The 12,627-nt window shown below is 65.9% G+C and carries 1 protein-coding gene; it reads left to right on the forward strand.

What is annotated here, in order from left to right; translation table 11 throughout:
• The first annotated feature begins 182 nt into the window (after positions 1 to 182).
• A complete protein-coding gene (locus K1X80_RS11790) occupies positions 183 to 12,494 on the forward strand; it encodes a filamentous hemagglutinin family protein (protein ID WP_220172904.1) in 12,312 nt (4,103 codons plus the stop codon).
• Positions 12,495 to 12,627: the final 133 nt, after the last annotated feature.

The following is a 12,627-nucleotide window of genomic DNA, read 5'->3' on the forward strand; positions in this document are numbered from 1 at the left end:
GTTCCTCGACCTGCAACCCCTGATCAGCAACGGCCTGTGCCGTTGCTGATTTTTTATTGGCTCACCCCGTAGCCGCTGCCGAGCCCAGATGAATTTTCCATGACAGAAGTTCAGTGCTGCCCCTCGCCAACCGCCTACCTCCCATACGTGATGTGCATCTCCACACAGAAGGATGATTCCAGATGGTCCGCTGCAAACCACCGGTAAACCTGAATGCCCGCGGCCCGAGCGGCCAGACTGTCTTGCGCCTCAAGCCGCTGGCCCATGCCATTGCCTTGTTGCTGGTGGCGGGCAGTGCCCAGGGGGCTACGGCGTTCAGTTCCGGCTGGTTTGCCGCCAAGGGCGCGTCCCAGGCAGCCACGGCGGCGCGGCCGGGGGCGCAGGTGCCGGGGATGCCGCCGCCGTTGTCCCAGCAGGCGCGGGTCAACCAGCAGATGCAGCGCTCACTGAGCACCCTCAACAACAGCGTAGCGGCGATTGCCGCCCAGCAGGCTGCCCAGGCGGCCGGGCGCCAGGCCGCGTTGGGCCAGGTCTCGACGATTCCCGACGGCTTGGGCAAGGGCGGTTTGCAGGTCGATAACAGCCTGACCCAAGGCTGGATCAACGCCAAGGGCCCGACCCAAAGCCAGGCCGGTGGCCAGACCACGGTGAGCATCGAACAGACCGCCGACAAGGCCATCCTCAACTGGGAAACCTTTAACGTCGGGCGCAACACCACCGTCGACTTCCAGCAGCAGTCCAACTGGGCCTTGCTCAACCGCGTCAATGACCCCAACGCGCGCCCCAGTGAAATCCAGGGCCAGATCAAGGGCGCTGGCACCGTGATGATCATCAACCGCAATGGCGTGGTGTTCAGCGGCAGCAGCCAGGTCAACGTGCGCAACCTGGTGGCGGCGGCGGCGGCGATCACCGACGAGCAATTCACCCAGCGCGGGATCTACTTCGACGCCACTGGCACCCAGCCAACGTTCACCGATGCCGCGGGCAAGGTCCAGGTGCAGCGGGGGGCGCTGATCCAGACCCATGACGCGGCGACGTCCACCGATGCCGGTGGCTATGCCTTGCTGTTGGGTACGGAAGTGGAAAACGCCGGCACCCTCATCACCGCCAAAGGCCAGACGACCCTGGCCGCCGGCGACAGTTTTTACATCCGCAAGGGCGTGGGTACCGCCGGCAATGCCCGTTCCACCACACGCGGCAATGAAGTCGCCAGCAGCCTCAAGGCCGGCAGCAGCGCGGGCAGCGTGACCAACAGCGGGCTGATCATGGCCGCTACCGGCGACATCACCCTGACCGGGCACACCGTGCAGCAAAACGGCGTAGCCCTGGCCAGCACGTCGGTGGACACCCGTGGCACCCTTCACTTACTCAACTCGGCCAGCGACACCACCGGCAGCGTCAGCCTGGGCGAAGGCAGCACCACTGCGATCCTGCTCGACAGCAGCGGCACCACCGCGCTCAACAACCAGCGCGAAAATGGCCTGGTCAATCTCGACGGTCTGGTGAACCCCCAGGCCAGCGGGCAGTTCAATAACCTGGGCAGGGTGGCCGACCGTACCGATCAGTCGCGCATCGAGATCGTCAGCGGCGGCACCGTGGACTTCCAGAAAGGCTCGATAACCCTCGCCACCGGTGGCCAGGTCGCGGTCAGCGCCGGCCAGCGCAGCCTGGTGCGCGAGGGGGCGATGATCGACGTGTCCGGCGCCATCGGCGTCAAGGTGGCGATGCAAGCCAACAACATCAAGATCAACGTGCAGGGCAACGAGCAGCGCGATGCGCCGGTCAACCGCGATGGCGGGCAATTGATCAACAACGATGTGTGGGTCGATCTGCGCGAGTTGGTGTTTGTACCGGCGGGTACCAACGGCTACGCGACGGACCGCTGGTACACCGCCGGCGGCCTGCTGGAAGTCGGTGGCTATCTGGGCACGCAAGGGCACTCGGTGGGCGAGTGGATGGCCCAGGGCGGTACCGTGACGTTCACGGGGGATGATGTGGTAACCCAGCAGGGCACGCAGATCAATCTGTCGGGCGGCACCGTGGATGTGCAGGGCGGTTATGTCCAGCAAACCTGGCTCAAGGGCCCGGACGGGCGCTTGTATGAGCTGTCGAAGGCACCGGGCGATATTCTCTACACCGGGCTTTACAAAGGCTTTGCAGACACCAGCGAACGCTGGGGCCGTACCGACCTGTACTACAACCCGCTGATCGCCCCCCAGCGACGTTTCGAGGCCGGTTATACCGTGGGCCGCGATGCCGGCAAGCTGGTGATCGGTACCGGCAATGCGGTGCTTAAAGGGCAGTTGATCAGTGATGTGTTCCAGGGCGAGCGCCAGACCCAGGCGCCGAACATCAACCTCGACGGTTACCAACAGTCGCAGAAGGCCCAGGCCCAACGTGCGCAACTGATCATTGGCCAGTACACGCCGATCTTCAACAAAAGCACCGGCACCCTGCGTTACGCCCTGACGCCGGGTATGGAGCAGGTGCTGATCGAAGGCGGCACACAAAAAATCGCCGCCGGCCTCGACCTGGGCACCGCGCTGCCGGCCGGGCGCCAGGGCACGCTGGTGCTCGACAGCGAGCAACTCAATGGCTTTCAGTTGGGGGCGATCAAGGTCGGCGCCAAACAGCAGATTACGGTCAATGGTGGGTTGTCGGTGGCCGACGGTGGCGATATCACCCTGTACGGGCCCCAGGTGGCGGTCAACGCCAATCTGACCGCCCACGGTGGCAGCCTCCACGCCGGCAACGTGCTCAGTCAGGTCAACCTCGATCGGCAGAATGCCGTTGAAGAGGTGATTCTGGCGGGCAGCGGGCACGTCGCGGTGGCCGCCGGGGTGGTGCTGGATGCGTCCGGGCGTTGGAACAACCTGGCCCTGCAGCCGTCGCTCACCGAGGGTGTGGCTTACGCCAATGGCGGCAAGGTGGCGCTGCGTGGCACCGGCGATGTGAGCCTGGGGGCACAGAGCCTGGTGCAGGTGTCTTCGGGCGCTACGGTCGGCCAGGATGGCAAGGTCAGCGGTGGCAAGGGCGGCAGCGTGACGTTGGGCGCGCAGGGCGCCCTGGTGTTGGGCGGTGAGATTCGCGGTTATGGCGTCAGCGGTGGCGGCACTCTGGCGTTGCAGTCGCGCCAGGTACTGATCGGCGATGCAGGCAGCCTGGACGCGGGCACCCTGCACCTGGCGGGGGACTTTTTCAAGAAAGGGTTCTCGGCGTATGACATCACCGGCAACGAAGGGTTGATTGTTGCTGACGGCACCCAGGTCGGGGTCGAGGTGCCGGTGTACCGGGTTGGCGAGCAGGTGCAGACGCTGCCGAGCGGCACTGATCCGGCGAGCCTGATGCAGGTGTGGACACCTGAGTTGTATCAGCAGGACGCGCTCAAGAGCGTGCTGAGCCAGCGGCGCGGTGCCAGCTTGAGCCTCACGGCCGGGCACCTCGACTCCAGCGCTGCGCAATTGGCCAGCACCGCGCTGAGCGTCGGCCAGGGCGCGGTTATCACGGTCGATCCGGGCCAGGCCATCAATTTGCGCAGCGTCGGCCAGTTGACCGTCAACGGTACGCTCAACGCCTGGGGCGGTAGCGTCAGCCTGGGCGGGCTGAACGTGGTCAGTTCCGAGGCGGTGAATGCCGCAGGTCATGGGCGTTCGATCTGGGTCGGCGAGCAGGCGCTGATCGACGTGGCGGCGCGGGCGGCAAGCGCCGTGGACAATCGTGGCCGCCACTATGGCCTGGTACGCAATGGCGGCAGTATCAGCCTCGGTGGCACGATCAACCTCGCTACCGGCATTGCCCAGGCCAGTGATGTGTTTGTGGTGGTGCGTGACGGTGCGCGCCTGGAGGCGTCCGGGGCCCAGGCGGACCTGGACCTGCCGGGCCAGGGCCGGGTACCGGTGGCCAGCAATGGCGGCAGTATCAGCCTTGCCTCCAACAATGGCCTGTACCTGGACGGGCGCTTTGTGGCCCGGGCCGGTGGTGCCGGAGCGTCGGGCGGTAGCCTGGTCGTGGCCCTGGAAAGCCCTTACTACCTCAAGAGCGCGGTCAGCGACCGCGTGCTCAAGGCGCGGGAGCTGTTACTCAGCCAGACCCACCAGTCCAGCACGCTGGCGGGCACTGCCGAGGCCGCGACCGCGGAACTGGAGTACGGGCATGCTCGCCTGGGCGTGGACCAGGTCAGCGCCGGCGGGTTCGACAACCTGGCCTTGCTGAGCAATGGCCTGCTGAGTGTTGACGGTGATCTGTCGCTGCACATGGGCCAGAGCCTGCGTCTGTACAGTGGCGCTCTGGGGCTGAGTGAGCAGGCTGCGCAGAATGCCCGGGTCAATCTGTCGGCACCGCACCTGTTGCTGGCGGGCATCCTTGCGCCCTTGGAGGCCAAGGACCAATACCTGCATCCGGTGTTGACCAGCGCCATGTCGCAACGCGCCAGCCAGGCGCAGTTCACTGCCAGTGCCAATCTGCTGGAGGTGCGCGGCAATGTGTTGTTCGGCAACAAGAGCAACCTGACCCAGGCCGACAACAGCCAGTTGAGCGTCGACCGCCGTGGTTTCGATGACGTGCAGCTGAGCAGCCAGGGCGACCTGCGTTTTCTCGCAGGGGCCAGCGCCGATGCTGTCGCCCAGGGGATCAGTACGCAGATCATGACCCGGGGCGACATGACCCTGCAGGCCGCGCAGTTGTACCCGGCCACCGAAGTCGGCGCGCGGGTGCTGGCCGGTTACCTGGATGGGGTTGACGGCTACGACCCGACGCGCACCCTGACCATCGCCCGTGCCGGCAACGAGACGGGCGCGGTGCCTTACTCGGCCTTCGGTCGCCTGCAACTGGGCGGCCCGAGCATCAGGCAGGGCGGGGTGGTGCGTGCGCCCCTGGGGTTGATCGAGGTCGGCATCCTGGGCACCCACAAGGTCGAACTGCTGTCCGGCAGCCTGACTTCGGTGAGCGGCAAGGGCCTGGTGCTGCCCTACGGCGGCACGGTGGATGGCCAGGTCTACCAGTACAACGGCAAGACCGTGTCGTTCCTCGGCCAGGGGGCGATTGCCAACCTCAATGGCGATCTCAGCGTGGGGGTAATCCTCGGTGGGCAATCGGTGGCGGTGCTGCCAGAGGCCACGCTGGACCTGTCCGGCGGCGGCGAACTGCTCGGTGCCGGGTTTATTTCCGGCCGTGGTGGCTCCACCGATGCGCGCTATAACCCACTGATGCAGGTCGGCACCCAAGGCGGCTTTGTCCTGCCGGGCCTGGGCAGTAACCCGGTGTACGCCATCGTGCCCGGCGCGCAACCGGGTTATGCCCCGGTGGCCCCGGAGGGGGGCGCCGTCGATCCGTTGCTCGGCCAGCAAATCACCCTGGACGCTGGCGTCCCGGGGCTGGCCGCAGGCACCTATACCCTGATGCCCTCCACCTATGCGCTGATGCCGGGGGCGTTCCGTGTCGAAATCAACGGCCTCGCGGGGCGCGGCACCGAAGAGGTGCCACAGGCGCTGCGCAATGGCTCCTGGTCGGCTGCCGGGCGCTTGTCCATCGTCAACACCGGGATCAGTAACCGGGTCGCCAGCCAGCTGATCCTGACCTCGGCCGACACCCTGCGCCGCTACTCCCAGTACAACGAAACCGGCTATGCGCAGTTCGCCGTGGCTGATGCGGCCAAGCTCGGCGTGCCACGGGCGTTGCTGCCGGTGGATGCCAAGACCCTGAAACTGGCGTTGCACCCCGGTGGTGGGGCGAACGCCTTTTCGTTCGCCGGTATCGGCCGCTTTGAGGCGGCCACCGACGGTTTTGCCGGCACTGTTGCAGTGATGAACATGGGAACCGGCGGGATCGAAATAATGGCGCCAGGCAAGGCCGCCACGGAGGGGTTCGAGGGTGTCAGCGTGGGGGCGGCCAGCCTCAATGCGCTGGGCGCGGCACGCCTGATGATTGGCGGGATGACCCAGGTTTCGTATGGCCAGAGCGGCAACTACATCAACGTGGTCGGTGCCAACAGTAGCTCTATTACCTTGCGTGAAGGGGCGAGCCTGGCCGCACCGGAAGTGTTCCTGGTGAGCTCCACCGGCGAGATCGTCATGGAGCAGGGCGCCTCGATCAATACCCTTGGCCGGGGCAAGGCCAGTTATGACGCACGAGACGGTTTCGTCTACCAGGTGGCGAATATGCTGGCGGTCTCCAACGGTTTGCTCAACGTGGTCAACGCCGTGCAAGCCGGCGGCGCAGCCAGTGGCGGGATCAATCTGGGGGCGTGCAACAGCGCGCCCTGTAGCGGCCAGACTGCCCTGTATTCCGAGGGCAGTATCGTCGCCCTGACCGACAAGACATTGCAGATGGGGGATGAGGTGCGCTACGGCACCCGTCACCTCAACCTGGGGCTGGCGAGCATTAACGTCGGCAGCCCTGAAGCCCTGGCTGCAGCGGCGGCCGGCAATCGCCTGCCGGCCGGCATGACCCTGACCCAGCAGGTGCTGGACCGCTTGTTGCGTGGTGACACGCAGTTCGGCGCGCCGGCCCTGGAAACCCTGCAACTCTCGGCCCGCGACAGCTTCAACTTCTATGGCTCCAGTGCCCTCGACACCTATGACGCGGTGACCGGCAAGTCGCTGCTCAGCCGCCTGATGCTGTCTGCCCCGGCGATCTACGGCGCCGGCAGCGCCAGTGATGTGGCGAGCATCCACACTGCCAACCTGATCTGGCTCGGCGCTGAAACGCCGGCCGTTGCCGCCATCGACGGCGGCGCCGGCAGCGGCAACGGGCGCCTGGATATCCAGGCCGAACGCATCGAATTCGGCTATGGCGACTTTGCCCAGCCGAGCACGACCAAGCGCTTCGATCGCCTGGCGCTGGGGTTTGCCCACGTCAACCTCAGTGCCAGCGAGCGCATCACCGCCAACCACAAGGGCAGCCTGTCGGTCTATCAGCGCCAGGGGGCCTATGATCCGCTCAAGGGTTTTGCCTATACCGGCGGCGACTTGAGCATTCTCACGCCACTGCTGACCGGCGAGGCGGGCTCGGTAAACCGCATCACCGCCGGCGGCACCCTGGATATCGGCGCCTCGGCGGGGGCCCGGGGCAAGGTCGAGGGCCTGGGCGGCGAGCTGTCGCTGCAGGGCGACAGCATTCGCCTGGCCAGCGCGGTGGTGCTGCCCAGCGGCAAGGTCACCCTCGACGCCCGTGGCGACGTGGTGTTGACCGATGACTCACTGATTGATGTGGCCGGTCGCGCCATCGTCTTCAACGACCTGACCAAATATGGCGCGGGGGGTGAGGTATCGCTGCAAAGCCGCGAAGGCAATGTGCTGCAGGCCACCGGCTCAACCATCGACCTGTCGGCGCAGCATAACCAGGCGGGCACGCTGCGGGCAGTGGCCGTGGGGGACACAGGCGGTGTGGTTGACCTGGCAGGCAAGCTTCTGGCCGGCAGCAGCGGTTATTACGATGCCGGTGGCACTCGGGTGCCGTACCTGGCCGGTGCGGTGGAGATCCAGGCCCAGCGCCTGGGCACCAGCGGCATCCTGGACGAACAGTTTGCCGCCCTCAACCAACGGCTCAACCAGGGCCAGGTGTTTGGGGCGCGCAGCTTCCAGCTCAAGCAGGGCGACCTGAGCATCGGCAATGAGGTCAAGGCCAACAGCGTCAGTGTCTCGCTGGACAACGGCAGCCTGCGCGTCACCGGGCGGGTGGATGCCAGTGGCGAGCGGGTGGGCAGCATCAACCTGACGGCCAAGACCGGCCTGACCCTGGACGGCAGCGCCGTGCTCGATGCCCATGGCAGCCAGTTGCGGGTGGACAGCCATGGCCAGATCATCGACGCGCCGAACCGCGCCATGGTGGTGCTGGGTTCGGGCCAGGGCCAGTTGACCCTGGCCGATGGCGCGCGTATCGACCTGCGCCATGGGACCGATGGGGGCGTGGGCCATGACGGTCGCAGCCGTGGCACCCTGGAGCTCAATGCTCCGCGCTTGAACAGTGATGACATTGCCATTGATGCCCGTGGCCGCCTGGATATCCAGGGCGCGCGCTCGATTGCCCTCAACGGCATGATCAGCTACGACGATGCGCCGACCAAGACCGATGCCACGGCCAGTGGGCGTCCGTACCAGGTGATCGACCAGAAGTACCTGGACAAAAAACATGAGCTGAGCGTGCTGTTTATCAACGCTGCCCTCAGCAACCACGACCTACTGAATAACAAGCTCGCGGGCCTGAACAACGCCACGTACGCCGACGCCTTGCATCTGCGGCCGGGGGTGGAGATTGTCAGCAAGACGCCCCAGGGTGACCTGGTGGTGCAGGGCGACCTGGACCTGTCCGGTTATCGCTACGCCAGCCTCAACCCACATACCCAGAAAAACCCGGATGTGTATGGCTCCGGCGAAGTCGGCCGCTTGACCCTGCGCGCCGGCGGCGACTTGAATATCTACGGCAGCATCAACGACGGCTTTGCCCCGCCACCGCCGAGCGACGATGACAACGGCTGGGTGCTGCTCCCCGGGATCAATTACACCGGCGGCACCCAAGTAGTGCCAGGCACGGGCGTGACCCTGGCCGACGGCACCAGGTTTCCGGCGGGCGCGATCCTCAACTTCGATGTGTCGATCAAGGCCCTGAGCCTGGCGAACGGTACGCGGTTGCCGGTGCCGGTGACCCTCAGCCAGCCCCTGGTACTGCCTGCCGGTACGGTACTGGCGGCGGCGATACTCGACGGCTCGGGCACGCAGCTGTTCGCGGCCGGGACGCTGCTGAGCCAGAGCCAGACCCTGGAGGCCGGCACGGTTCTGGGGGCCGGTACCCTGTTGACCAGCAACACCAGTGTCAGGGCGATGATCTGGCCCAAGGGCGTGCCATTGCCCGGGCGTCTGGGCAGCACTGCGTTCGTGACCCTCAATGGCAGCAAGGTACTGCCCCGTGGCGCCTTGTTGCCGGCCGGCACCAATGTGAAGTTGGCAGGCAATGCGAAGTCGGTGAAATTGCGGGTCGAGGAGGCCGGCCGCCAGGGCAAGAACTGGGGCGTTGCGCCGATGCTGACGGAAGGCTCCCAGGCGTGGGAGATCCGCCTGGTGGCCGGGGCCGACACCCAGGCGGCCGACAGTAGCAGGCTGCAAGTTTCTCCAGTGACCGGCAACCTGCGTCTGGCCGACAGCCATTACGGCATGTTCGCCCAGGGCGTGCTGGTCTGGACCGAGCAGGGCTCCATCGACAATTACGGCGACACCAGCATGGTCGGCAAGCCCGTGAGCCCTGGCAACCTTGGAACCTGCACGGACTACCCCGGTTCCTGTGAGTCGGGCGGCGATGCCTACAGCCTGGTGGCGGGGGGCAGTAGCCGTTTCAGTGTGGTGCGCACCGGGGCCGCTGACCTGGACTTGTTGGCCGCTGGCAATCTGAGCATGGAGTCGCTGTACGGGGTCTACACCGCTGGCAGTTCTTCCACGGGTACCTCGGCCAACGACCCCTACAACCTGCCGCGGGCGCTTGGCGAAAACGCCAAGGTGCTGGGCAATAGCGTGGGTGGCAACGAGAAACTGGTCAATGGCGGCGCAGACAGTGTGTACCGCGCCTGGTATCCGGAGGCGGGCGGCAACCTGTCGTTGAAAGTGGGTGGGAACCTGACCGGTGACATCACCAGCCCGTCACTCAGTGCCTCGGGGCGTCCGGTCCGCAACGATCTTGGCCAGGATTCGGCGAATGTCGGCAACTGGTTATGGCGCCAGGGTAATGGCTTGAGTGGTTCGGCGGCACAAGCGACGGCCTGGTGGATCAATTTTGGTACCTACGCCAGCAACCTCGCCCTGGCGGGGGGGGCCGACCAGATGGTGGGCTTCACCGGCTTCGGTACGTTGGGCGGTGGCAACCTGAATGTCGACGTGGGCGGCGATGCCGGGATCATCCGGCCATTGGCTGCCGGTTATGTGCCCCAGGCGGTGAACTTGCACAGCCAGGGGGTGGTGTTGGCGGTGGGCAGCACCGGGCGCGTGGCGGCTGACGGCAGCCTGCAACTGACCGGCGGTGGCGACTTGAACCTGCGGGTCGGCGGTGCCGTGAACCCAGGCAGTCAGATTACCCAGGACCACCTCAATGGCACGTTGGTGAACCTGCGTGGGCACGTGCAACTGACCGGCGGCGCCCTGGGCAGCCTGGCCTTGCGTTATGGCAGCCGGGTGATCGACCAGAGCCCCGGCGAAGTCCGCGCCTATGATCCACTGCGCGCCACGTCAGCCGCGGCGGCCGGTGGCTTGAGCCTGTTACCCGGTGATGCCACCTTCAACCTGGCCACCCGTGGCGACCTGGTGCTGCAGGATGTGGCCGATCCAGGGCGCGTCGCGCAGACAAATGCCTTGGCCTACGTTAACGACGGGGTCAACGGCGTCGGGCAGAGCTGGTTCAGCCTGTGGACCCGCAACACGGCAGTGGACCTGTTTTCGGCCGGTGGCAACCTTACGCCGCTGACACAAACGCTGGAGACGGATATGGCGGCGGTCTATCCCGCCACATTGCGCGCGGTGGCCGCCAGCGGCAGCCTGTATTACGGGCGTGCCGCGACCGCCAACCCTGGCTCGCTGTCACCGCTGGCGGCACTGGTGCTGGCGCCATCGGCCAACGGTCAATTGCAATTGCTGGCTGGGGATTCGATCTATGGCGGCGACCTCACCGTCAGCCGTTCCAGCGCCGCGCCGGACAGCATGGCGACGATCCTCAACCCGGCGTTCCTGGGCTTCGTCAACTCCCTGCCCATCGCGGGCAGCGGCAACCTTTCCGGCGATAGCAACATTGCGCGCCTGGGGCTTTTCCCGCTGTTCACCTTCGGTGCCAACACGGCCAGCACGTCGTGGGGCGATACCCTGGAACCTGCGCGTTTTTATGCGTTGAGCGGTGACCTGCTGGGCGTCAACAGTGGGCGTGCCCTGACCATCACCAGCGCCGGAGACCCGCGTGTGGGGCAAACGTTTTATGAGGGCGCAGGCCCGGTCTGGATGCGGGCGGGGCGTGACATCGTCAGCAGCGGCACGCGCCTGGGGGGCGCCAGCGGTGGCGAAGTGGATACCGGTGAATATGCCTTCGACGCCAACCTGTTCGTGCATAACGGCCTGACTGACATCTCCATTGTCAGTGCCGGGCGCGACATGCTCTACAGCAGCTTCAATGTCGCAGGGCCCGGCACCCTGGAGTTGACGGCAGGGCGCAACCTCCTTATGGAGGACAAGGTCAGCGTCAACAGCCTTGGCGCCGTGGCCGCAGGTGACAGCCGTCCCGGCGCGAGCATCGTCATGCTGGCGGGTGTTGGCCCCAACGGCCCGGACTACCGACGCTTTGTCGAGGCTTACCTGAATCCTGAGAACCAACTGCAGACGGGCGAGCCTTTGACGCTGCTGGGAGGCAAAGTCGCCAAGACCTACGAACGCGAACTGGCCGGGTGGCTGGCCGAGCGCTTCGGGTTTGTCGGTGACAGTGAACAGGCCCGCGCCTACTACGCGGCGCTGTCGGCGCAGCAGCAGCGGGTGTTTGCCCGTGAGGTGTACTTTGCCGAACTCAAGGCCGCCGGTCGCGAATACAACCAGGCTGGCGGCGTGCGCGAGGGCAGCTATGTGCGGGGGCGGGCGGCGATTGCCGGGTTGTTCCCGGACAAGGACGTGGCCGGCAATGCCATCGCCTACAAGGGCGATATCACCCTGTTCGGCGGTGCCGGGGTGCACACCAATTTCGGTGGCTCGATCCAGATGCTCACCCCGGGTGGTGGCCAGACATTCGGCATCGAGGGGGCGGCACCGCCGTCCACCGCCGGGGTCATTACCCAGGGCGCGGGGGATATCCAGCTGTATTCCCTGGACAGCATCCTGCTGGGCCAGAGCCGGATCATGACCACCTTTGGCGGCTCGATCATGGGCTGGTCCGCCGCAGGCGATATCAACGCCGGGCGGGGTTCCAAGACCACCGTGGTCTACACCCCGCCACGGCGTGTGTATGACAACTGGGGCAACGTCAGCCTGTCGCCGTCGGTGCCGAGTACCGGTGCGGGGATCGCCACGCTAAACCCGATCCCGGAAGTGCCGGCAGGGGATATCGACCTGATTGCGCCGTTGGGTACCATCGACGCCGGTGAAGCGGGGATTCGTGTGTCGGGCAATATCAACATTGCCGCGCTGCGGGTGGTCAACGCGGCGAATATCCAGACCCAGGGTAAATCGTCGGGGGTGCCGGTGTCGGCGGCGGTCAACACCGCGGTCATGAGCTCAGCCAGCGCGGCGGGGGCAGCGGCATCCCAGGCCGCCGAAGACGCGGCCCGCAACCAACAGGCTGCAGCGCGCCAGGGCCGGGCGTCGATCGTCACGGTGGAAGTGCTGGGGTTTGGCACCGAGCCGGTGCAACGCCGGGAGGAAGAAGCACGCCGGGCGCCGACCTACAACCCCGACAGCCCGGTGCAGGTGCTGGGGGCGGGGCCGTTGAGCGAACAGGCCAAGGCACGGTTGACGGATGAGGAGCGGGGGCAGATCAGTTTGTAAGGTTCACACGGTGGGCTTGTCTGCGATGGGCATAGGTAGCTACACAACCTTCTAGGTTTGTGTACATATCCGTTGCTGCGGTAACGGCGGCTATTGGTTCCGCTCTTACAGCGGGTCACTTTTGGAAAAGAGC

This window comes from Pseudomonas sp. So3.2b (assembly GCF_019464415.1).
Classification (GTDB): domain Bacteria; phylum Pseudomonadota; class Gammaproteobacteria; order Pseudomonadales; family Pseudomonadaceae; genus Aquipseudomonas; species Aquipseudomonas shahriarae.

Excerpts from the sequence above, each read along its gene's own strand:
- K1X80_RS11790 (WP_220172904.1), top strand. The coding sequence starts at position 183 with ATGGTCCGCTGCAAACCACCGGTAAACCTGAATGCCCGCGGCCCGAGC.